Annotated in this window: 24 protein-coding genes; 12 read left to right on the top strand and 12 right to left on the bottom strand. The window is 61.0% G+C overall.

Annotated elements, in window-relative coordinates; genetic code table 11:
* Positions 1-245: 245 nt before the first annotated feature.
* The 5 genes from AC792_RS09725 to AC792_RS09710 form a co-directional block, all read right to left on the bottom strand.
* Positions 246-1,346, bottom strand: coding sequence for an oxygenase MpaB family protein (locus tag AC792_RS09725; protein WP_235436599.1), 1,101 nt, complete (start codon positions 1,344-1,346; stop codon positions 246-248).
* Between the two features lie 1,087 nt (positions 1,347-2,433).
* A complete protein-coding gene (locus AC792_RS16450) occupies positions 2,434-4,734 on the bottom strand; it encodes an AAA family ATPase (RefSeq protein ID WP_082177634.1) in 2,301 nt (766 codons plus the stop codon).
* Between the two features lie 141 nt (positions 4,735-4,875).
* On the bottom strand, positions 4,876-5,214 hold the full coding sequence (locus AC792_RS09720) for a hypothetical protein (protein ID WP_235436597.1): 339 nt from the start codon (positions 5,212-5,214) through the stop codon (positions 4,876-4,878).
* Positions 5,215-5,432: 218 nt separating this feature from the next.
* A complete protein-coding gene (locus tag AC792_RS09715; protein ID WP_049830331.1) occupies positions 5,433-5,720 on the bottom strand; it encodes a hypothetical protein in 288 nt (95 codons plus the stop codon).
* Positions 5,721-5,751: 31 nt separating this feature from the next.
* Positions 5,752-6,339, bottom strand: a complete 588-nt coding sequence (locus tag AC792_RS09710; RefSeq protein WP_049830330.1) for a recombinase family protein — start codon at positions 6,337-6,339, stop codon at positions 5,752-5,754.
* Between the two features lie 866 nt (positions 6,340-7,205).
* Here AC792_RS09710 and AC792_RS17305 point away from each other — a divergent pair.
* The gene (locus tag AC792_RS17305; protein ID WP_160317630.1) at positions 7,206-7,886 is read left to right on the top strand and encodes a hypothetical protein; all 681 of its coding nucleotides are present in this window, start codon (positions 7,206-7,208) and stop codon (positions 7,884-7,886) included.
* Between the two features lie 181 nt (positions 7,887-8,067).
* Here AC792_RS17305 and AC792_RS09700 read toward each other — a convergent pair whose 3' ends face one another.
* Positions 8,068-9,072: an LGFP repeat-containing protein gene (locus AC792_RS09700; RefSeq protein WP_049830328.1), complete on the bottom strand. Its 1,005-nt coding sequence runs from the start codon at positions 9,070-9,072 to the stop codon at positions 8,068-8,070.
* A gap of 329 nt (positions 9,073-9,401) precedes the next feature.
* Between AC792_RS09700 and AC792_RS09695 the strand changes: the two genes are divergently transcribed.
* Complete coding sequence (locus AC792_RS09695; RefSeq protein ID WP_082177630.1) at positions 9,402-9,929, top strand: RDD family protein; 528 nt, start codon at positions 9,402-9,404, stop codon at positions 9,927-9,929.
* 577 nt (positions 9,930-10,506) lie between these two features.
* Here AC792_RS09695 and AC792_RS09690 read toward each other — a convergent pair.
* The 3 genes from AC792_RS09690 to AC792_RS09680 are packed head-to-tail and all read right to left on the bottom strand — an operon-like array spanning position 10,507 to position 12,141.
* On the bottom strand, positions 10,507-10,935 hold the full coding sequence (locus AC792_RS09690; RefSeq protein WP_049830326.1) for a hypothetical protein: 429 nt from the start codon (positions 10,933-10,935) through the stop codon (positions 10,507-10,509).
* Positions 10,925-11,548: a hypothetical protein gene (locus AC792_RS09685; RefSeq protein ID WP_049830325.1), complete on the bottom strand. Its 624-nt coding sequence runs from the start codon at positions 11,546-11,548 to the stop codon at positions 10,925-10,927. The genes AC792_RS09690 and AC792_RS09685 overlap by 11 nt, the downstream gene beginning before the upstream one ends.
* Complete coding sequence (locus AC792_RS09680) at positions 11,539-12,141, bottom strand: RNA polymerase sigma factor (protein ID WP_200903394.1); 603 nt, start codon at positions 12,139-12,141, stop codon at positions 11,539-11,541. The genes AC792_RS09685 and AC792_RS09680 overlap by 10 nt, the downstream gene beginning before the upstream one ends.
* Positions 12,142-12,414: 273 nt before the next feature.
* Here AC792_RS09680 and AC792_RS17300 point away from each other — a divergent pair, with 273 nt between their 5' ends.
* From AC792_RS17300 to amaP, 6 genes are all read left to right on the top strand, one after another.
* Complete coding sequence (locus tag AC792_RS17300; protein WP_160317629.1) at positions 12,415-12,570, top strand: hypothetical protein; 156 nt, start codon at positions 12,415-12,417, stop codon at positions 12,568-12,570.
* A 75-nt stretch (positions 12,571-12,645) separates the two neighbouring features.
* On the top strand, positions 12,646-13,179 hold the full coding sequence (locus tag AC792_RS09675; RefSeq protein WP_049830324.1) for an Asp23/Gls24 family envelope stress response protein: 534 nt from the start codon (positions 12,646-12,648) through the stop codon (positions 13,177-13,179).
* Between the two features lie 223 nt (positions 13,180-13,402).
* Entirely contained in the window at positions 13,403-13,588 is a 186-nt protein-coding gene (locus tag AC792_RS09670; RefSeq protein ID WP_235436596.1) for a hypothetical protein, read from the top strand.
* Positions 13,585-14,049: an Asp23/Gls24 family envelope stress response protein gene (locus AC792_RS09665; protein WP_049830323.1), complete on the top strand. Its 465-nt coding sequence runs from the start codon at positions 13,585-13,587 to the stop codon at positions 14,047-14,049. Before AC792_RS09670 ends, AC792_RS09665 begins: the two co-directional genes overlap by 4 nt.
* Complete coding sequence (locus AC792_RS09660) at positions 14,046-14,612, top strand: DUF6286 domain-containing protein (protein ID WP_049830322.1); 567 nt, start codon at positions 14,046-14,048, stop codon at positions 14,610-14,612. Before AC792_RS09665 ends, AC792_RS09660 begins: the two co-directional genes overlap by 4 nt.
* 73 nt (positions 14,613-14,685) lie before the next feature.
* On the top strand, positions 14,686-15,300 hold the full coding sequence (amaP, locus tag AC792_RS09655; protein WP_049830321.1) for an alkaline shock response membrane anchor protein AmaP: 615 nt from the start codon (positions 14,686-14,688) through the stop codon (positions 15,298-15,300).
* A gap of 56 nt (positions 15,301-15,356) precedes the next feature.
* Here the strand turns inward: amaP and AC792_RS18180 are convergent, their stop codons facing one another.
* The gene (locus tag AC792_RS18180; RefSeq protein WP_082177629.1) at positions 15,357-15,806 is read right to left on the bottom strand and encodes a tyrosine-type recombinase/integrase; all 450 of its coding nucleotides are present in this window, start codon (positions 15,804-15,806) and stop codon (positions 15,357-15,359) included.
* A gap of 216 nt (positions 15,807-16,022) precedes the next feature.
* Between AC792_RS18180 and AC792_RS09650 the strand changes: the two genes are divergently transcribed.
* From AC792_RS09650 to AC792_RS17005, 4 genes are all read left to right on the top strand, one after another.
* Entirely contained in the window at positions 16,023-17,057 is a 1,035-nt protein-coding gene (locus tag AC792_RS09650) for an intradiol ring-cleavage dioxygenase (RefSeq protein WP_049830320.1), read from the top strand.
* A gap of 150 nt (positions 17,058-17,207) precedes the next feature.
* Positions 17,208-17,522 carry a twin-arginine translocase TatA/TatE family subunit gene (locus AC792_RS09645; protein ID WP_049830319.1) on the top strand — a complete coding sequence of 105 codons (315 nt, stop codon included), beginning with the start codon at positions 17,208-17,210 and terminating at the stop codon, positions 17,520-17,522.
* A gap of 41 nt (positions 17,523-17,563) precedes the next feature.
* Positions 17,564-18,385: a twin-arginine translocase subunit TatC gene (gene tatC / locus AC792_RS09640; protein ID WP_082177628.1), complete on the top strand. Its 822-nt coding sequence runs from the start codon at positions 17,564-17,566 to the stop codon at positions 18,383-18,385.
* A 15-nt stretch (positions 18,386-18,400) separates the two neighbouring features.
* Positions 18,401-18,835: a Sec-independent protein translocase TatB gene (locus AC792_RS17005; protein ID WP_152916127.1), complete on the top strand. Its 435-nt coding sequence runs from the start codon at positions 18,401-18,403 to the stop codon at positions 18,833-18,835.
* Positions 18,836-18,892: 57 nt separating this feature from the next.
* On the opposite strand, the gene AC792_RS09635 is transcribed toward AC792_RS17005, so the two are convergent.
* Positions 18,893-20,644 carry a putative bifunctional diguanylate cyclase/phosphodiesterase gene (locus tag AC792_RS09635; RefSeq protein WP_082177627.1) on the bottom strand — a complete coding sequence of 584 codons (1,752 nt, stop codon included), beginning with the start codon at positions 20,642-20,644 and terminating at the stop codon, positions 18,893-18,895.
* The gene (locus tag AC792_RS09630) at positions 20,641-21,480 is read right to left on the bottom strand and encodes an alpha/beta fold hydrolase (RefSeq protein WP_049830343.1); all 840 of its coding nucleotides are present in this window, start codon (positions 21,478-21,480) and stop codon (positions 20,641-20,643) included. Before AC792_RS09630 ends, AC792_RS09635 begins: the two co-directional genes overlap by 4 nt.
* Positions 21,481-21,916: the final 436 nt, after the last annotated feature.

Below are 21,916 nucleotides of genomic sequence, written 5' to 3'. Positions count from 1 at the left end.
CGCCGGCCACCCTGCTCCCCCGCGCTCGAGGTAAGACCACAAGGACGCCTTAAAAGATGGAAGCGGGCCCCGCACCACATGGGTCCCGCTTCCGGTTCTTACATTTTCCCTACCAAAGGAAATCTATGGGGTCCGGTTCTTCTCCTCATTGAGAGTCCGTCGACCTAGGCGCAATGCTCCCGGCGGTGCCGGGTCCCACGCTTTGCCTTTATTGTACGGGGCCCGGAACTGAGCGCGGCTGAGATTCAGGTGAGCCAGTCCGGGGGCCCGGCGAGACCGATCCGGTAACGGGCCGCGTCCTCGGACGGACTATGCGGTCCCAATGCCACTTGGAAGGCCCGCAACTGGACACGGGTGCGCTGCAAACGCAGACGCGCCGCAATTGAGCGGTCGCCGCGACCGGGCACCCCGGCCAGGGGTGCCATGGATGGGGAGAGCACCAGCCCTCCGGCGCTGGCGAGACCTGCATAGAAGATCCCTTCGAGACGGCTCAGCCCGCCCGGGGCGGAGAGGAAAGCCAGGAGCTCCGCGGGAACCGGTTCAAGGTCAGGCTCTACCGCTGCCAACGCCTCGGTGAGTTCCCGGCGGCTGACCGGGAGGTCCTTCGCTCCCAATGCCTGGGCGCTGCGGGACCAGTCGGCGATGTAGGCGTCAGCCCAGTTCCGGCCGAAGCGCGGGGCCAGATCATGGCCCACGGCTTCCTGTGCTCCGAGGAAAGCGTCGGTGAACGCCAGGTGCACCCAGCGCAGCAGAGCAGGGTCTGATGCGGAGTAGGCTCGGCCGTCATCGGTGCTGCCGTTGACCCGCTTGTGCATTCCACGGACCCGGGCCGATTCGCGTTCGGCGAGTTCCGCGGACCCGAACGTGCTCACCGTCAGCCAGCGGGCCGTCCCCGCTAAGCGCGCCCAGGGGTCGCTGCGGTAGGAGGAATGCCGTGCAACCCCGGCCATCGCCAAAGGGTGCGTACCCTGCCCCAACAGGGCAGCGACCCCGCCCACGAGAGTAGACAGGTCACCATGGACCCGCCACACCACGCCGTCAGGCTCAAACCACCCCGGCCCCTCCCCCACCAGGGCAATATCGCGCACCCAGTCCGGCGCGCCCGTGGGATCACCCGAGACCCGGGCCCGAAAAGCACTCCGGACACGGTGGCCCAGCTGAGCGGGGTGCAATATCAGGCTCACCTGCGTAACAGTAGCCAGCACCACCCCCCATTCTCGCAGCCTGCCCAGGCACCCGGCCGAGACCGCGTGTAGCCGGGATCGCAGGTGATGGTGTCCTCGTGTCGGAGGTACGCCATGAAGGAATCCGGAATGCGTTGGCTCGCCCGCTACTGCCCGCCACATACCCGACGTCGGTGCGCAGGTCGGCGGTAGCACCCCGCCCCTAGGGGCGGGGTACTACCGGAGCGTCACTAGAACGGTGCGAGGCCGCCGCCTTCCGTCCCTGCCACCGTACTTGTGGGTTCGGTCCGGTACACGATGACGTAGGGCTTGGTGTATTCCTCGGCGGTGTCGGGCAGGTTTGCGGGCCCGTCTGCCTGTCCGTGCTTCCAGAACCAGAACACCTCAGCGGTGATCGCCTTGTGGCAGGCGTCCTGGTTGCGGAACCAGTGGGTGTCGAGGTCTCCTTCGATGTACTTCCCGTACCCGTACAGGGCCCCGGTGTCGTTGGTGGCCTGGGCCGGTCAGGAAGAACACGCAGGGCCATGACCCGGCGTCCCACCCGTCCGTCCCCCAAGCACCCATCACGGACCATACCGTTTCGTAGGTGGTCTCCAGCCAGTCGTACCCGTCCCCGGTACTGTCATCGACCGGCAGAGCGGGCACGGATACCTTCTCGGCGGTGTCTTCGGTGGTGGTGTTCTCGTTCACGTTGTGCTCCTGGTGGTAGGTGGGATGTGGGCCTGTGGTGTGCCAGCAGTGGACCGTTCCCCGTTGTTTTTGCCTGCTGGCGAACTCGTTCGCTAGTTCCCGACGGAGCAGTGCTCAACACCGTAGGTGCGAGGGCACGGCAGTCCTGGGAGGAAATAAGCGACGTTAGGAGCGCCGGACAGGAGTGGTGTGCCCGATCCCGGCGGAGCCGGTTGACGGTGTGGAGCGGGGACACACAATCCGCAAGGACAGCAGCAAAAAAGACCCGGACCGGATGCGACGAAGGAGCAGCCGGGGCGGTGACAGGCCGGAGCGAAGAGGAGCACCATAGCCCTGCGCGGAGCCCTGGCGGAGAGCAGGGTAAGCACTGGACGGTGACACCCCCCAATGGCCACCAGTCACCATGCTGAGCTTACCGGCGGACCTTTGCGCTGGAGCTTACTATCGGCCATTCCCGCAGTCTGCTCCGGGTCCGTTTAAGCACAACTAAGGGTGGTAAAAGCCGAAACGCCCCTACCACCCTTAATTTGGGATGCCCTATCTAGAGCGGTCCGTCTACTTACTCGGCGTCCTCCTTATAAGATCCGTGAATCACATCGAGTGCCCGCTTGCCATATGCCACAACAGAACCTGAATCAACATTTTCGAAAGTAAAATTGGGGTTTGTATCGTGATGAAATCTTCCGGCGAACCCATTTATTCGTTGCAGCTCAGAGACGAGCTCACTAGCGTGCACTAACGGGCTTGGATCTTCTGCAACTCCAATTTCTGCTAAAACTTGCCCCAACATTAAGTCAGCTGGGACCTTGCCGGGGAAGCGGCGATGTAGGTAGCCCTCCAGAAGGGGGCGAATTGCTATAGCCGCTTCCTGCATGCTTCCACCCTTACCACTGACAAACTCATCTACTTTCCTATAATTTGTGAAATACGGTGTTTCACATTCTTTGTCCAAGTCCAAGCTATCAAACCCCGAATAATTATCAACTACACGAGAAATCTGAAAAGCAAAAACATTTTTCTCATGTGGCTTACGAATGAAAGCGCTCCTACAGCTCTTGAGAAAAACTGCATCGTGGGCAAGCACAATTAACTGAGAGCATTTCACAGCCATGTCGAGCAAGACTTCGCTTGTATATTCCCTTCTTGAGCGATCAAGACTACTAACAGGGTCATCTATAACTATAATGCGGTTACTAATATCTGGATCTGAAAGAGTAGAAGCTACAAAGAAAGCGAAGGCTAAAGTACGCTTATCCCCTTCACTGAGCGCAGTATCGAATGAAGGATTACCTCCTGCAAGCCGAACCGGCTTCCCTCTTAGCTTAAGACCATAGTCACTTCGAGCACTCTGCCCATAGAAATTCGTTCCTATTTCGTCGATCTCAAATGCTGCGCCAAGATTCGTTAGGTGCTTATTTATGTCAATTTTGTATCGCCTAAGAGTCGAACTCATTGTATGCTTGAGTTCCACTCTCGCGTCTTCTTTTTCCTTTTCAGCATCTTTCAAAGAAGCTTCGGCCTTGTCCAGCTCTTCGAAGAGGTCGACAACTGACTGAGAGTTTCTAGTTACTGCCAACTTTATTTCCGATATTTTTTTTTCGAGCTGCGCTACATTTTCAGCCTGTAAGCTTTCCATGTAACGTTCGATCTGGGCGCGGTAAGTATCAATTAGGTCGTTCTGATCCGTGATGATCTGGCCTAGCTGTGCCTCCAGGCGACAGGCTTCGTCCTTGTCGCCGGTAGTACCCGACTCCTCAGCGATGACTAGACCTTTGTCCAAAAATAGAACCTGCATCAAAGAATGTAGATTACTAATACTCGATCGAGCTAAATCATCTTGATCGCCACTTAGTTCTCCTACCTGAACATACGGCCTCCAGGCAGCCAACCTGTTCGCCACTAAATCTCTTTGTTGAAAAAGTTCATGAAGAGTGTTTTCGGAGATTACTGTTTCGATAAATACAGCCGCAGCACGAACGCGCTCATGAAGTTCTTTATAGGTCTCGTTAAAATGAGTTTGGTACATGCGAATAAGAGAAATATTTTTTGTTATTTGTCCGCAGTATGGACAAGTTGCACCATTGTCATACTGCTGCCCTTGGCTCAACCACGTGGAAGAATTTTGGTCCTTAAGGCCGCTCATATGTTGAGAAACTATTTCCTCAGCTTGAGCATGCACGTCATCAAGGGTCTGACGAAGAACGTGGAATAATTCGTTTATTCGCAAGTCCGGTATAAGTAATCTGTTGGGCAAAGGTTGCTCTAAAATAGCTTTAGATCGCATAGCATCTGTCCGGCGTTTATCAAGTTCCGCAAGTTCCGCTTCGGCGTTTTCTATGTTTGCCAGGTTTTTGAATACCGCGTGAGGCATTCCATCAGAATAGGGCGCAATCTGTTTTTTCAGTCTTGCTATTTCCGCACTTGCCTTCTGCTGGGCGGTGACGGCTTGTTCTTCTCTCTTCCGACTCGCTACTGCTCTGTCCCCAATCGCAAAATCAAGAAGATTTTTTCTATGCTCTGTAGATACTTGACCACCTGAATGAACATTGCTATCGATAAAAGCGGTGTCAAAAACCACGATTTCAGGTCTCCGCTCCGACCATTTCCCATCTAAATACTTAACTTTGTGTCCACTATCGAATTGTAGAACCACTTGAGGATCCAAGGTTCCATCGATAGTTCTTCTTTCCTCTATAAAGGAGGGGTTGCTCGCCGACGCTGATCGTAGGACACTGCTTAGGGTTGATTTACCTCGACCGTTGCCTGCATAAATTAAGGAAACTTCTTGCAGCCGATGGCCTGCACCGCGCGCCTCGTGCAACAACCCTATGCCTTGAACCAGTTCGATTCGCTGTAGCATTTCCCCCCTAGAGATTCAATCAGCCATGTATTTTTTGTTATTTCCTGTGGACTAGGTGCAGCTTGCCTTCAACTAGCTGAGGAAAATTGCATAGCAACCGTTGCTGGCCAATCCAAATTTTGTATACTGTCAAGCTTCACTTTAGAAGAGAGTAGGAGCATCTGGGTCTGCGTTGATGAGCAGAGGTCGGATGGTCGTTTCGTTCCATCCGTGCTCGAGCAGGGCTGTGCGCAGCTCGAGGGACCGGGCATGGAACTGGGCGCGGCTGATACCACGCCAGCGGAAGGACGAGGCGTTGGCGTGACGGCCCTTCCGGGCCCGGTCTGCCATGTTCAGCGCCTGGGTGCCGGGGAGCAGGTGGGAGTCCGGCCCACCCGTGGCGTGGACGCACAGGGGCACATCACACACGTGCATGAGGATGATGCCGGGGTGCAGGGTCTCCCCGGTGAGGTGTTCGTAGGCGTACCGTTGCGGCCGCACCGCCCGCTGTCCCCCATCGCGAGGAATCCAGAACCGCCCGTACCCGTCGTCCGCGATCGCCCCAACCCAGATCCAGCAATCCTGCGGTCTGGAGCCCTTGATCACTTTCTCCCAGAACCGTTCCGTCTCGGCCCGGTGTTGCCGAACCACTTTCCTACCCTCCCCTGGTTGTCATCGTGCTGGGCTTGAGTATGACTTGACGGAGATACCTGATCGGCTCACTGGCGGGCCAGGACACGACGTCCCTCCATCCGCACGGCCCACCCGATGACCAGCGCCGCGAAGACGCCGACCATGAGCATCCCCCACCACGGGGCTTCGGCCATGGCAACGATGACGAGGGTACCGAGAAACCACAGGCCGACGGCCAGGGCGCCGGCGACCTGGTTACGAACCCGCCGGGGCATCGGCACCACGAGCAGAGGGAGTCGGAGCAGGGCGCGGACGAGCAGGTAACTGTAGCGGGTGCTCGCGGTGAGGACCCACAGGACGATTCTGACCATCATGCTCTCCTTGGTGTGTGTCGATCCTGGAGCATCACTGATCCACTTCGGCCCGGCTCAGTGTCCGGTACAAGGTCGTGCGGTCGATGCCCAGCCGTCGGGCAATCTCGGCTTTGGGTACTTTGGCCTCCAACATTCCCACGGCCTCGGTGAGCTGGTCGGCGGTAAGCTTGCGGGTCCTGCCCGTGTAGGCGCCGCGTTCCTTCGCTGCCTTGATACCGTCGGCCTGCCGCTCCCTGGTAATCGCGCGTTCGAGCTGCGCGAAGGACGCCATGATGTTCAGCTGGAACTCCGCGAACGGATCCCTGCCGCCCGGGGTGAACGTCACCCGCTCGGCGATGAACTCCACCGAGACACCTTTGGCGGTCAGCTCCCCCACGATCTGATTGAGGTCGACCACCGATCGTGCCAGCCGGTCCATCGAGGACACCACCACGGTGTCCCCTTGACGGGAGTATCCGATCAGGTCCGCCAGGGCACTGCGGCCGGATCGCTGGGCACCGGACTGCTTCTCCTCGAACAGGCGATCGACAGTACCGAGGGTGGATAGCTGGCGGGCAAGGTTCTGATCGACGCTCGAGACTCGGGCGTATCCGATCCGCTGCCCAATGTGTTGCACCATGTCTAGACCTTTGCACGAATGTGTTGCAAAAGCCATAAAAGGACCCTAAAGCCACACCAAAACGAGGGGTCTATGAGTGTGGCGTTAGGGTGTACCTCAACGCCACACCTTCGCTTCTACTCAAACACGGATCGTCGATCACAGACCCTTGGGTAAAGACGTGGGTGTAGGGCCGGGAAGCTTACGCTCGGAGCATGTCTGACGAGGACGAGATTGTCCGCTTATATGGGCCCTGGGCGTATCGGTCCCCTACGGACGCAGTTGCCTTACTCGGTGACTACTCCGGGCTGTGGTGGATTGCCGGCGGGTGGGCGATCGAAGCATTCACTGGAGAATCGCGACCCTATGCAGACTTGGACCTCAGCATCCCGCGTTCGGACGTCCACCTACTACAGCTACACCTTGCCGCGCGGTTAGATGTGTGGGCTGCTGACCGGGGAACTCTTCGCCCGCTGGTCAGCAACGTAAGTGACTCGGTCCCGCCGACGTGCAGCAATCTCTGGCTGCGGCCCAGCGGGGCAGATCCATGGGAGTACGACGTGATCCTCATGGACGCGACACCTTCAACGTGGATATACAAACGAGACCCACGCGTAAACCGCCCCACCGATGACATTCTGTGGGCCTGTGACGGAATCAGGTACCTGCGACCTGAGGTGCAGCTTCTACACAAAGCCCCAGGTCTGCGGCCCAAGGATCAAGAGGACTTTGACGCCTACCTCCCCCTGCTCGATGTCATCAGCCGTGACTGGCTCCGTTCCGCATGGAAGTCGCTCACCCTGACCATCCCTGGCTGGACAAGCTCTAAACCGGATCTGTATAGAACAGCTGGGGATCGGGATAGCTGTCCCTCGTATGCTTGCCGCATGTCACGCATCGTGGTTCTTGGCAGTGTGTTCCTACCACCAGCGGCCCTGGAACCGTTCGCGGCGGAACTGGCCCGCCGGGGCCATGACGTGGCCGTCATCGCTCCCCTTGCCACCGGGTCCGTGGAGGGTGTCCTCGAGGAGTATGTAGCGGCAGTCTCTGCTGGCCCACCCCCGATCGTCATCGTGCATTCCAACGCAGGGAACTATGTTCCCGGCATCGCGACAACGTGCGAAGTCGTCGCAGTGTGCTTCCTCGATGCCGTGTTCCCTCCCCTCGATGGAGGGTCCTGGAACGTAGTACCGTCGGCACTGGCCGCGGAACTGAACGAGACAGTGGCCGATGGACGGCTTCCTCGATGGACTCGATGGTGGCCCGAGACGGTGGTCGAGCCCTTGTTCCCGAACCGGGCAATGTTCGAACGCGTCGACCAGGCCGCACCGGAGGTCGAGGCCTCCTATCTATCAGGTGAACTTTCCGCCTCCCCCGGTTGGGCGTCCGCGCTACCCACTACCTACCTAGCTTTCGGCGACACCTACGCAGAGGAATACGACCGAGCCGTATCGCAAGGATGGCCCAGCGATCGCCTGCCTCTCGACCACCTCGGCCTGCTCACCAGCCCCGCAACCGTGGCCAACGCAATGGAAAAACTATTGAGGACGATCGAGGTACCCGTCTAAGAGGACTCTGGCGCGATGAGGTGTACCCCAGCACCACCCTCAGGCCTTCCTGCGTCGGAGAACCTAACGGTCTGTCTGACATGCAGGTGAGAACCACTGATCTCTACTGAACGTGTGTGGTCTCGTCCACCTCGATCTGGTCCGCTACACCTTCCGTTATGGCGTCCTGTATGGCGCAGGGTTAGACGGCGGAGACGTTGAAGAGGACCTGGTATTTGGCGCCTTCCGGCGCGCCGAGGACGCTGGTGCATGTCTTGTAGGTGACTCCTAGGATATTGGCGGTGGGGGTGCGTGCGGCGAGTAAGACCATATCCTTCGGGGTGAGGACGAGAACATGTCCTCCGAGGTCGTCATCGGCTGTGTCGAGTACTTTGTTCACGGTGTCGACGAGTCCGTCCTTCACGATAGGCCAGAGTTCGTCCGCGCCTTTTTGCAGGATTGGACCGACCAGGGGTATGTAGCCGATTCCTACTTTCATCCCGTCCCATGCTTCTTTCACCGCTTTGCGAACCACATCCCTGTACTGATCGGCGTTCCCGAAGTCGTGTTCCATGAGACGGGTGGAGATGATTACCCCGTTGGGCTTTCCCCGGTAGAGCTCGATCAGATCACCTCGGGCCTCGTCGTCGACGACGTCCTCGTAGATCTGGGTGCGTGTGGTGTTGTTCCAGTCCGGGGCGAGTACTCCCAGGATGGCGTAGGGCTCGTCCTCGAAACTTGCCTGCTCGGGAGCGGAATCCTCGTCGCAGATCAGTCCGGTGTACTGCACGAGGGTGTTGTTCAGGTCGATAGCTCCGACATCGGACCACCAGTAGATGGAGCCGTGCTGGAAGACGCTGACGCGTCCGGCATCGGGGAAGTCCATTTCGTCCGAGATGGGAAGACCGAGCCAGGATGCCCCTGCCCCGAGTTCCTCGTAGCGGTCGTTGATCGCTCCGTGGACCCAGTTCGTTCCTCCGTCCTTGCGCTGGTAGATCACCCCGTTCTGGTACCGGACGCGTAGTCCCTGACCTGAGGGTTCGATACCTGAGATGGGGGATCCGGGGGCTCCTTTGAGTTTCTTCGCGTGGGCGTTGAACGGCGCCCTGAGATCGAGGAAAGGCGGAGGGTCCTTGATCACGATGGGGCGTTTCTTCAGTCTCGTGATGACGCGGCTCGGGTCGATGAGGGGAAGGTGCTGCGGCATGGGTTCATCCAATCGAGGTGAGGGGCCATCGATCGGACAGCCCACATGTTCGGCTATCGAGTGCATCCAGTGAACTCCTCCCATCCCGGCCTGGCAAGAGACCCAGACACCCGAATATCCCGACAGTCGGACACCTGAACAGCAGGGAGTGCACGCGCCTCCCGCCCGCGTACTGCTCACCGGGCTACCAGCACGTGGCAACCCGCCTTGGAGCACTTGTAGGTTTCTCTGATTTCCTTTGCATCCTTCACCGCATGTGCTCCAGGTGAGCCGCATCGCAGGTGTTCGATAACCGTCGTGAGGGCATAGCGATGGACTAGTTTTGGAGAGTGGATGTCGCAGTTCGCCGGATCGTTGCCTGGTGCATCGATTGGTGTTGCATCCTGGTCTGGGTCGCTGTGACGCTAGCAGTTGGTGTGCCACTGTTCCTGGCCGGGATCATCGTCACAACTAATATGGTGGTGCTGAACCTCGTGGGCGCGATCATGGTCATCGTTCCCGTGGTCCTCGATGTCGCGTGGTGCGAGTCCAGGCTCGTAGCAGCGACACCAGGCAAACGCGCCATGGGACTGATCGTGTACTCCAGCAGCACCCAGATGCCCTACCGGCTCGCCTTGCTGCGCAACATCCTCAAGCTCGGGATGCCATGGCTTATCGGTCACGCGGCGGTTTTCGCCATCGTGAGCAGTAGCCACTCGAGCAACCTAGTTCCCACGGGGGTATGGGTGCTGACAGGTCTTGCCTACCTGATGCCGATCATCTGGATCATCTCTTTGTTCGTTGGAGACCAAAGAACACCCTACGACCGAATCTGCGGCACCACCGTCCTACGCCAAAAGCTCACCACCGCACACTGACAGGTGGTCATTGCACCCTCAAACCGGCTTAGGGTTTCAGGGTGTATAGGCTGATCGCATCCGATCATGAGTGGGGGTTCGTGATGCTTCGACGTCATCATGTGTGGTTCGCGGTAACGGGTGTATGCCTGATTGCTGCGGTGGTGATTTTCGCTGGTCGTACGTATTTGCTCGAAGGACTTGGCGAGTCGTGGCCGTATCGTGGTGTTCTGCTTCTGGGTTGGGCTTTCGTTGCTGGCGCTTGTGTCTCACTGACTCGAGCGCTAACCCTGAGCGCGGATCGATCCGAGAGCGAGCCCGAACCGTGATGCCTGGTGAGGTGCGTCTCTAACGCGAACTCGCGTTCACGTGTGAGCGGATCGGAGGTCGGGTACTGCCCGCCGGTGGGGCTCAGGCGACTACTGCCACGCCCACCCATCCGTCCGTGGCCGGTACCTGTCATATGGAAGGCAATCACAGCCCGCCCTATCGCTGTCCCTGCCTAGGCCCTACCGGTGTGCCTGTCCAGGACGGGTAGTGCCGCATGACCCGGTCCCTGATCAGGTGTTTGCCCTCGTGGGCGGGTGATCGGGGGGGGTCAGCCCTCGATCGGGGTTTCGGCTGGTCGGGAGCGGGGTGTGCCCTCGATAGCGAGGATGGTGACATCAATCATCCCGGTGGTGAGGCCGTTACGTTGAATGGTTTCCGCGGTGATGGCCTGCAATCTCTCGGACAGGACCAGTGCCGGGTGAGCGATATCGGTGGCGATGTCGATGTGCACGTTGACCGTGGTACCGGTCAGGGACAGGGTAAGCCCGTCGGTGACAGAGACGGTGGGATCCTCGCCAGCGGGGCGGAAGGTTTGCTGGAACACGGCGACGGACATCAGCTTCAGGCGTTGGACCGTGCTGCGCACCGTCGGTTCCAGGCGCACCAGCCCGGGCTCTGCGAGGAGGACGGCCCGGAGCTGCTCGACCACGAGGTCGAGGTCGACGACGCGGGCCCGTAGCGGTTGGTCAGAGATCATAGAGGTCCTCCACGACGATATCGATCTGCTTCATGGTGATGGATGTCTGGGACTGCACGATCGCACCGACACGCTCCCGGAGCGAGACCATCGCCGGCGGGATCCTCATGGTGGACGGTAGAGCCACCCGGAGTGTGATACGGACATCCGTGACGTCCACCGGATCCCCCGAGGGCGCCCTGGTGCCTCCGGGGCCGGTGGTACTGATGCTGCAGCGCCGGGCCCGGACTCCGGGGAGCGTCGATGCTGCGAAGCGGATCAACGCGGTGAGGGCCTGTTCACTGATATCGACTGCACCGAAGCCAGTCCGGGCCAGGGGTGCACGCCGGCCACGGCGGACCTCGGCCCGCGCCACCATCATGATCGCTTCCCTGACCCGAGTCCCGGGCTGCAGCTCCGGGTCTGTACGATCCTTCTCGCGCATGGAATCCGTTACGGAGGCGAGGTGATGCAGGGATGCACGGGCACTGCGGCAGTCCTCGCAGTGCTGCTCGTGCGCCGAGGGCGGCTCGTCGATGGACGCCCACACCTCGTCGAGGTCCCGCCCACACCCCAGACGCGGGCGTTCGTGCTGCGTAGGATCGTCCTGCGCCCAGGAATCGTTCATCGCCATGGTGCCATCCCTTCTGCTAGTAGGCGTTTGGCACGGGCGATCCGGCCACGGACGGTACTCTCGGGAACCTGCACGATCGCAGCGATCTCACCGTAGGAGAACTCGTGGACCTCACGCAGCAACCAGCATGCCCTCGGTCCGGGCGGAAGTCTTTGCAGCAGCTCGGCCAGAGCGCGCATCTGTTCCTGGTTCTCATAATCCTGCGCCGGGTCGACCGACGGCCCTGCCCCGATGGTAGTGCGCCCCTGAGGATGCCGGGGGCTTTCCCTCGCCGTGTCCGCCCCGAGGTCCTCGGCGGGTTCGACCGGGCGGCGTTGACGCCTCCGGAGGTCATCGAGGCACTTGTTGGTCGCCGTGCGGTACAGCCATGGCACGAAGGCCTGCGGCACCGTGAGGTTCGGCAGGCTCCGCCAGGCGGAGATGAAGGTCTCCTGCACGATGTCCTCCGCGTCCTGACGGTTGTTGAGCATCCGCAGACACAACCGGAAGATGCCGCCCTGGTACGCGGTGATCAACCAGTCGAAGGCCTGCAGGTCCCCGTCCTGCGCCCGCGCCACGACGGTGAGCTCGTCAAGCTCCTCAGTATCCTCCACCCACATAGGACCGGCATCATCGGACGCGGACGGGGAGCCGGATGGGCGGAAGGCCGGTACAGGGTCCTTCGTGGCAGGTGTGGAAGCAATCAACGCCCCCGGACCAGCGGCCTCGGGCTCAGGAAGATCCCCGAACGCCGGCACCTGGCCCTGGCCCTGGCCCTGGCTCTGGCCCTGGCTGTAGCTCTCCTGCATGGTCACCGATTGCCGCTCGGCGGCCGACTTCGAAGGGGCAGACGAGGTGGTGTCGGGACTGTCGTGTTCCTGATTCACATGGCCCCTTTCCTCATCGACGAGGCAGCGATGATCGGGGAGCATTGCTACCAGCTGTGGTTGAGACCCATCTCCCACCCTAAACCCACCAGCTACTCGGCCAGCAGAAGTAGGCTCCTGCTCGTCGGGAGAAGGAACCAAAAAAATAGTTGCTGATCACGCGTGAGGATTACGGGAACACAGCGTCTTTACCTGTGTACGCATCCCCCTTACCCAGGAGAGAGCATCCCCATGGCTAACAACACCGCATCCAACACCCCATCCAACGCCGCTTCTTCTGTGGTTCCGGCTACCGGTGAGGAGCAGAAGCGCCAGGCCGAGCAGCAGGCCAAGGAAGCCGAGAAGTCACGTAACGTCGGTCCCCTGCAGACCGATGAGGGCAACACGACCGTCGCCGACACCGTGGTGCAGAAGATCGCCGGCCTGGCAGCACGGGAGGTGCCCGGCGTGTACGCCATGGGCAGCGCCGGTCGCCGGGCGTTCAGCAGCATCTCCGAGCGCATCCCCGGGTCGCAGACCAACGTCAGTGGTGGCGTCAGCGTCGAGAAGGGTGAGCGTCAGGCCGCCATCGACCTGACCATCGTCATCGAGAACGGCGCATCCATCGTCGAGGTGGCCAAGATGATCCGCCGCAACGTCATCGACTCCGTCGAGGGCACCACCGGCCTCGAGGTCCTCGAGGTGAACATCGCCGTCACCGACGTGCACCTGCCGGAGGACGACCAGGACAACAACAACGACACAGGTCGCGGCGAACTCCAGTAACACCTGCCACCAGCCGGGCAGAGGTGGGTCGACTGCATGACCGGGTAATCCCCCGCTGCCTTGCCGGAGGCGTCGATACGCCGTGAGCACGACCCTTCTCATCGGACGTGCTCACGGCGCCCCCACCACTGACCGCATGATCATGTGGCCGGCTAGATGTCCTCACTCCACCCCGAAGTACCCTCCCTCCACTTTCTCTCCTTCTTGTTTCGTGAAAGGCACGATGATGAATACGACAGCTATGGGCCTCCTCACCGGTCTCGTTCTGGGCTGGGCCGCAGCCTTCGGCGGGTTCGGGGAGTTCCTCACCGTCGCCGTCCTCGGTGCCCTCGGGCTCCTCGTGGCCCGTCTGATCGAGGGCAAGATCGACCTCGGCGCCCTGACCGGACGCTCGAGCACCCGCCGATGACCGCCGTACCCGACACCGACGAGCCAGACCGCCACGCTCCCCCCGCACACAGGGCCAACACCGGTGCGTCTTCCGCAGACGCCGACGGATCCGCTGTCGATGCCGAGAACCGCGGATCACTGACGATCGCGGAGAAAGCCATCGAGAAGATCGCCGGCCAGGTAGCGGCCGAGACCCCCGGTGTCCACGGGTCGAGCGGGGGGTTCCTCGGAATTGGTTCCCGCGCCGACGAGGACGCCCGCCCGAAGGTCACCGCCCAGCTGCACGGGCGAACCGTTTCTCTGCAGGTCAAAGCCGGTGTGCGTTACCCGGCACCGTTGCGCTCCACCACGGAGAAGCTCCGGGAGTCCATCCGGGCCCGCGTCGGTGAGCTGTGCGGGATCGACGTCCGTCAGGTCGACATCGAGATCACGTCCCTGGTAGCCGACACCGGCACCTCCGGCCGAAGGAAACTCCTATGAGCCCGACACAGCAGTCCCAAGCCCTCCGGCGGCGCTCCAGCCGCTCGGTACCCGCGACGATTCTCGCAGCCCTTCTGCTGGCTCTGGCCGTGGTGGGTGCCTGGGCGGGAATCAGTCGGCTTCTCACTGGTTCCTGGCCGAGTTTCCTGGCACCGATTCGTCAGACACTGGCCGAGCAGAGCTGGAACAGTCCTGCCCTGTGGGTGGTCACGATCGTTCTGGTAGTGATCGGGGTCATCCTGCTCCTGGCGGCGATCCTGCCCGGTCAGCACACCACGATCCGCCTCACGAACCCTGAAGGAACGAGCACGGATATAGCCGAGACCGTGATCAGCCGGCGAGGGCTCGCGAAACTGGCCAGTTCGCACCTGGATGAGGCCGACGGGGTGGACTCGGCGTCCGTGCGTGCTACCGCGCGGAAGGTCACCGCTGTCGTCCGCACCCCCCTGTATGACACGACGGGTTTCTCGGACAAGCTCACCCGATCATTGGAGCGCAAATTCGAGCAGACCGGTGTGGACCCCGCACCCCGCGTTCATGTGCAGGTCAGGACCGACGCATGAGCGACCTAGCACCGCAAACCACCCCCGGTCACCCCCATGGCCTGACTGTTGACCCTGATGAAAGGAACACCCGATGAGGGAAACCGCTGGCGCTCTGAACCGGACCTGGCTGGCAATCATCGGCATTCTGGTGCTGCTCCTCGGCGCGGCCGGTGTACTCCTGGCCTCAGGCTTGGCCTCCACTCTCGCCTCCGGCGCCGGTATAACCACACCCGCTCCGGCGGATCGGGCTCTACCGGAGAACTTCCAGGGCGTCTTCGTCCCCGACACTGCCGCGATCATCGTCGCCGTGGTAGCTATCATCCTCGGGCTCCTGGCCCTTGGCTGGTTGCTGGCCCAGATACCCCGGCGCAACCAGGCGCGCACCTTCCGGCTGCACGCCGATGACGCCGCGGACGGTCGCACGACCTGTGAGCCCCGGGTGGTGGCCGACGCCGTGGAATCCGAGGTCGAACAAATCCATGGTGTGATCTCCGCTGCCGTACTGCTACGTGGAAGCGCGTCCCAACCAGAGCTCACCCTCGATGTGAAAGCCGACCAGCGGGCCGATATCCGCAGCATCATCGAACAGGTCCACACCGAAGTCGTCCCCCACCTCGAAACAGCCCTGGAAACACCGCTGCGCAAGACCGCAGTCCTCATGAACATCGGAACGGCCCGCAATAACGATAAAACCCTCGTACTCTGACACCCACCCCAAAACCTGAGACTCAGGACTGACGACCAGCACGCACCGACCATCAGCTACCCCTGCACCCCCTTGGGTGTAGGGGTACCTGCGTTAGAGGGTTCCGCCGGACTGATGCAGATCCGGTGTCCGACAACCAAGACGCCGCTCCGGCGGTCCTGCGACGGAGGCACTACACCCTCCTGAGCCCACCCGAAATCCATGTCAAGGGGGTACTCGATACCCCTCAAAGGAGGATCCGTGAACAGCCAACACACATCAAGCGAGGGCGCGGGTGACGTCGTAGCTGGCTGATTTGGTGAGGTTGTTGCGTGCTCGGTCGTAGCGTCGGGTGGTGCGGGGTCGGCGTGACCGAGGCTGTCCTGGAGGGCGTGCAACGCGGTTCCGGTGTCGAGGGCGATGGTGGCGAAGGTGTGCCGGAGACTATGCGGGCTGATCCGCCCGTGTGTCCCGGCCTTTGCTGCGAATCGCCCTATGGTGCCGAACGCTTCGCTGCGCTGCCGGATTTCCTGCTACTGGTGCTGGCGGTGAATAACGGCTGCCCAATGAGGTGAGCACTGCCATTTCCGAGGACATGAACGAGCTGGGGGTTTGCTGTACGGTTCCGGTGCTCTGGTTGTTGGGCTCCACGCTCATAGGTGGCGCATAGGTTCACCAAAGCCCTGACCTTAGGTCGTCTTTGATGCTGGAACTATTCCACATAGCGAACCGAGCGAGGCATCATGAGCAGCAATATTCCAGAACCGGACAATACCCCGGACGGCCCTATGTATGAGGGGCGGCTCCTCGATCGAGCGGACGAGGAAGTCGTCGATCAGGGTGTCGCCTTCGACATCGGAACACTGGTCAGTCGGCGTTCGATGCTCGGGATTTTTGGTGCAGGCGTAGGAGCCCTGGCTCTGGCGGCCTGCACCCCCAGCACAACAGGTAGTAATACCACGTCGAGTGCTACAGCGAGCTCCACGGCGTCAGCCACAGCATCCGTATCACCGGCCCTTCCGGTCCCCGGGGAGATCCCTGATGAAACTGCCGGTCCTTACCCGGGCGACGGGTCGAACGGGGTGAACGCCCTCGAGGACTCAGGGATCGTGCGCAGCGACATCCGCTCGAGCATCGGCGGGGGCACCACTGCGACGGGCGTGCCGATGACCTTGAACCTCACTCTCGTGGACCTGGCCAACGGCAACGTTCCTTTCGCGGACGCGGCCGTGTATGTGTGGCACTGCGATGCCGCCGGCGGCTACTCGATGTACTCCAGCGGTATCGAGGACGAAACCTACCTCCGTGGCGTGCAGGTGGCCGACAGCGACGGGAAAGTGACGTACACGTCGATCTTCCCCGCCTGCTACACCGGTCGCTGGCCCCACATCCACTTCGAGGTCTACCCGAGCATCGGTGACATCACCGACTCGGTCAACGCCGTCGCGACGTCCCAGGTGGCCCTGCCGCAGGACGTCAGCGAAACCGTGTACGCCCTTGCCGGGTACGAAGGCTCCACCGCAAACCTCTCCCGGGTCAGCTTGGACTCCGACAACATCTTTGGCGACGACGGCGGCGCCCTGCAACTAGCCACGGTGACCGGGGACCCGACCTCCGGCTACCAAGTCAGCCTCACCGTCGGGGTCGACACCACCACTACACCCGCCGTAGGCGGAGGTATGGGCGGCACACCTCCTGAGGGCGGCCCCGGCGGAACCCCTTCCACCGATATGACCGGGGAAGTACCAACCGACGCCACCACGACGCCCGCCAGCTGAGCACCCTGCACCCCGCCACTTCCGAGGCCCCGTCGAACACCCTAAGGTGCAGTACGCCTCGGGCCACTTCTCAACTCTCAGTAGTTCCAGCAGCGCCACACCCCGGGCGCCAGCTGCTATGTCACATCACTTCAGAAAGTAGACCCACCCATGGGAATCCTGCACAACCTCACCGGATGGCATGCCCTCATCCTGTTCGCCGTGGTCCTCCTGTTCTTCGGCGCTTCCAAGCTTCCAGGGCTTGCGAGGAGCATCGGACAGTCGGTGAAGATCTTCAAATCCGAAGCCAAGGACACCTCCGCACGCAGTGTGAACGACCCCGCCCCCGACACCTATACCGATTCCACCCCTGACGATGGGACCGGGCAGGACCGCGATGCTCAGACGGGTACGGCTACTCACCCGCCGACCGTGATCCGCGCCGTGGCCACACCAGGTCAGCGTCCGGTGGCCGAGACCCGATGAGCGGGAGGAGACCGACCGCACAGCCACACGCGAGGAGTCGGATGTCGGTCCAGGCCCACCTGCAGGAGGCGCACAAACGCCTCCTGCGGGCCGCGGTCGGTCTCCTCATCGGCGCCGTCATTGGGTACGTGCTCTCCGATCAGGTCCTCAATATCTTGCGGGCCCCGATCGAGGCACTAGCCGAATCCCGCAACGCGAGCCTGAACTACGACAGCGTCAGCGCAGCGTTTGACCTGAAGATGAAGATCACTCTCTTCACAGGCGTAGCCATCTCCAGTCCCCTATGGCTGTACCAGGCATTCGCCTTCTTCCTGCCCGGGCTCAACCGACGCGAGAAGCAGTACACCCTCGGGTTCTTCCTGGCCGCCGTGCCGCTGTTCGTCGCCGGTTGCACCACAGGATTCCTGCTCTTTCCTCACATCGTGGAACTGTTGGCCGGCTTCGGCTCGGCCGAGGACAGCACTGTCCTGGTCGCGTCCTACTACTTCGACTTCGTCATGAAACTCGTGCTCGCTGTCGGCGTCGCTTTCGTTCTACCCGTCTTCGTGGTGCTGCTGAACTTCATCGGGATCCTTCCCGGGGTCACGATCCTCAGAAGCTGGCGGATCGTCATCATCAGCATCCTCGTCTTCAGCGCCCTCGCCACCCCATCAGCAGACATCATGTCCATGTTCCTGCTCGCCATCCCCGTGACCGGACTCTTCGCCATCGCCGCCGGAATCGCGCTCCTGCACGACCGCAGGATCACACGACATGCCAGCACCATCGAAGACCCGTCCAGCACCACAGGTATCAGCAGGACCGAGGTCCTGGACGGTGGGAGCGGTTCGGATCGTCCACCTCGTGACCTCGTCAACAGTTAGGCTCTGGAGAACACCGTGTTTGGACTCTCATTCGAGAAGTTACTTCTGATCATGCTCGTTGCCGGCCTGATCGTCGGACCTCAGCGGCTCCCCCTGTACGCGGAGAAACTCGCCCACCTCGTACGAACGATCCGCGACCTCGCCGATACGGCCAAATCACGGGCGGCAGCCGAACTCGGCCCCGACTTCGACCCCGCCGAATGGAAGAAACTCGACCCCCGTAACTACGACCCACGTCGCATCATCCAGGACACACTCGCCGACACCCCCACTGATATCGCTTCACCAGATCCTGCCCACACGCTCACCGACATCGACGACCCACACCCAGCCGTGCAGGACACACCACCGACCGCTCCGGCCGTCGCAACAGGCGGATGGCAGGAAGCACTCCTGGCACGAACAGAATCAGCTACCACCGCACCACCACAGCCTGTCTCGAAAACGTAGAGCTTCCTAAGACACCTGCCAGGACGCTCTACACGCCAATCGGCCTATCGGGGACTGTCAGTAGTGTCGTGCGTGGAATGTTTCTTCGTCGACGGGTCGTCCAAGGTGGTAGCCCTGGAGGCGGTCGCAGCCGATGTGTGTGAGTGCTTGGAGTTGTGCGGGTGTTTCTATTCCTTCGGCGACGATGCGTAGTCCGAGTCCTCGTGCCAGTCCGATGATGCCGGTGATGAGGGTGAGGGGGCTGTTCTCGTCGATGTCCTTGACGAAGGATCTGTCGATTTTCACCTCGGTGACAGGCATGCTGTGGAGTTGGGAGAGGGAGGAGTATCCGGTGCCGAAGTCATCGACGGAGAGGTGCACGCCGAGCTCACGCAGGGCGGTGAGTGTTCCGTTGCTGTGAACGGTGTTGGAGATGACTTTGGATTCGGTGACTTCCAGGGTGAGTAGGCGGGCAGGGAACCCGACAGTGTCGAGGATTTTTCTTACGTCGTTGACGAACTCCGGGTCGGAGAGTTGGTAGGCGGAGACGTTGACTGACATCTCAAGTGCTTTACCGTTGTTCAGCATGGCCATTCCGAAGGCGCAGGCGGTGTGGAGAACATGGGCGCCTACTTCTTTGATGAGGCCGCTGTCTTCGGCGACGTCGATGAAGTCCAGGGGGCTGAGTAGTCCTAGTTCGGGGTGGTGCCATCGTACGAGTGCTTCGGCTCCGACGAGTTCGGTGTTGCGGGCGTCGATCTGGGGTTGGTAGAACACTTTCAGTTCGCCGCGTGCTGCGGCTCCGCGTAAGTCGGTTTCCAGGCGTAGTTTCTCCGGGGATTTGGTGCGCTCGAGGGGTTTGCCGTGTGCCCTGGTTTTCGCCCGGTACATGGCCGCGTCGGCTTCCTCGATGAGCTTTTCCGCTATGCCGGTGACGTCATCGTGATGATAGGTCGATGGTGTCAGGGCGGCTCCGACGGCGACGTCGACGGAGACCCGGCGATCTCCGATGAGGATCGGTGAGGCCAGTTCGAGCCGCAACCGGTTTTCGATCAGTGCCAGCTCGTTACCGCGGATGATGGTGGGAACCAGGACCACGAATTCATCCCCGCTGTATCGCGCGACGAGAGCTTCCGAACCGGCGGCCTGGTCGAGGCAGCGCGCCACATGCCTGAGGACATCATCGCCGGCGGTATGACCCAGGTTGTCATTGATGCGTTTGAACCTGTTGACGTCGCAGAACAGCAGTCCTACCTGGGTGCTGCTGTGGGCGCCGACGATCAAGGCGTCGCGGACCTGATCCTGCAGCAAGGACCTGTTCGCCAAGCCGGTCAGTGAATCGTGTTGGGCCTGCCGCCGGGCCTCTTCGAGCAAACGGTTCCGGGCCTCGTCGGCTTCTTGCAGACTGTGTAGCGCGCTCACTAGTTCTTGTTCGTGAAGGCGGCGTTCTGTGGCCCGGATGACGACGATCCTGTCCGTCGTCCCGTGATGTCCCTGGACCCGGGTGATGGCCAGGAGAACGGGGATGCGGGACCGGTCTCGTGTAAAGAGATCGGCCGAAAGCTCGTTCAAGGCACCCGTGTGCTCGAGCTGGGCCATGGCGTGGGTGCCGAACATGATCCGGTCACCCACCGGTAGGAGGCGTAAGAAGCTCCGCCCGATCAGCGATTCCTGGTCCTCATCCAGCCATCGGGCGAACGTCGTATTGGCTCTGAGAATCACACCGTCCAAGCCCGTCACCAGATAACCGACCGGGGCGTGATCGAAGAGGTCCTCGAACTCACTCTGATCCCCGGCCGGGGCACCGGAATGGGAACGCTGACCCGTCATACCAAGGTGAGGAGGCCCGGGGTGGTCGAGCCGAGGTAGCGCAGCATCGTGTGCGCGGTTTCTTCCGGAGCACTTGCTTGGGGGAAGTGCCCTTTGGCTTTCATGTTGACCAGGGTGCTCGAAGGGATGTTCTGGTGGAGGTAAGCACCAACGTGCATGGGCACGATGATGTCGTCCGCGCACTGCATAATCAAGGCAGGCACCCGCACCTTGGATAAGAGGTGACGGACATCGGCCAGGAACGCTGTGCGCGCGAGCTCACGGGCGATGTGCGGGGTGGTCCGGTTGAACCGGTTGGCCAGATCCGCGCCGAGCTCGGGCCGGTGTGGGTTGTTCATGAACACCGGAGCCATCCGGCTCGCCCACACCACATAATTATCATCCAAGGACTCAAACAGTTCCTCCAGATCCTCCCGGGAGAAACCGCCCTCGTACCCGTCCTCCGGGCGGTCCATGTAACTCGCCGACGCGGCAAGCAACACCACACGCCTCAACCGCTGCGCGTGTTCGGCGGCGAGAGTAACAGCGAGCATCGCGCTCATGCTGTGACCGATGAAGGTCACCTCGGTCAGATCCAGTGCATCGAGAATCTCCACAATGTCAGTCACATACCCTTCAACGCTGCTGTACTTGGCCGACTCATAGGCATCAAGGTCTGAACCCCCCGCACCCACATGATCGAACAACACCACCCGGTAGTCCTCGACGAAGTACGGCAATACCTTGTCCCACATGCTCTGATCAGTGCCAAACCCATGCCCGAACATCAGAACCGGCCCATCGGTCCGCCCGAGCACTGTCACATTGTTCCGCCGCAGAATACTCTCACCACTCATCCCGAAGTGCCCCTCACCCATATCGCTACCCCGACCTCGCCCGGCGCTACGCTGCTACTTCCTCCGCTGTCTACGCCACCGCCCTCTGCGACACCATCACCTTCTACGGTGATGACCGAAGAACCTCAGCGTGGAGATATCGACGGCAGCTATCCGTAGCGCAGTTACTGCTGCATCTGACAACCACTGATGAGGCAAGGGCACTATGAACAACTGTAGGAGTATCCCTCCCCCGCAAGGCCCGAAACTGAGTAAAACCCGCCGAGATCTTGGGTCTGAACACGTCAAGCCATCACAGGGTCCTGACCCGGGACTGTCTGAATAACGGTGTGTGAGGGTCCGGCCTGATCCGAAAGGAGATGGCCGTGAAAGACTTCACGACCGAAGCAACAGAGACGATGATCGATCCTGTGACAGGAGAAATCATCGACCAGAA

It is taken from the genome of Arthrobacter sp. RIT-PI-e (assembly GCF_001187915.1).
Lineage (GTDB): Bacteria > Actinomycetota > Actinomycetes > Actinomycetales > Micrococcaceae > Arthrobacter_D.
The sequence above is the reverse complement of the archived record's forward strand: the minus strand, read 5'-3'. Positions and strand labels throughout refer to the sequence as shown.